We start from the raw sequence: 292 nt of genomic DNA, 5'->3' as shown, positions 1-292 counted from the left end.
ATTTATATTTTCCAATTTATGATTGCACATTGATTATTTCAGCAATTTGCCGACACGTCCGACTGCGTTTCCTGCGGCTGCACCCGCCACGCTGCCCGCCATGCTTCCGGCTCGTCCCGCCATCTGGTTCACGTTGCGACCGTAACCGCCCATGCCTCCGGCTTGGATAATCCAGCCCGCAACGGTGGGAATGGTAAAGTAGCCGATGATGCCGATGCAGAGGAATACGATATACACCCCGTCGCTCGAATCCAGCGAGAAGTTCGGGTCTGCCTGCATCCGCTCGATGTCG

1 protein-coding gene is annotated in these 292 nt (G+C 55.5%); it reads right to left on the bottom strand.

From position 1 onward, the window contains the following. Window positions 1-33: 33 nt before the first annotated feature. Window positions 34-292, bottom strand: a 259-nt coding sequence (locus LZD48_RS18520; RefSeq protein ID WP_438822775.1) for a TraJ family protein, incomplete at its 5' end; no start/stop codon positions are given.

This window comes from Oceanobacillus alkalisoli, assembly GCF_021556485.1.
GTDB classification, from domain to species: domain Bacteria; phylum Bacillota; class Bacilli; order Bacillales; family Amphibacillaceae; genus Oceanobacillus; species Oceanobacillus alkalisoli.
Note: the sequence above shows the minus strand (reverse complement) of the source record. Positions and strands in the feature narration are given on the sequence as shown.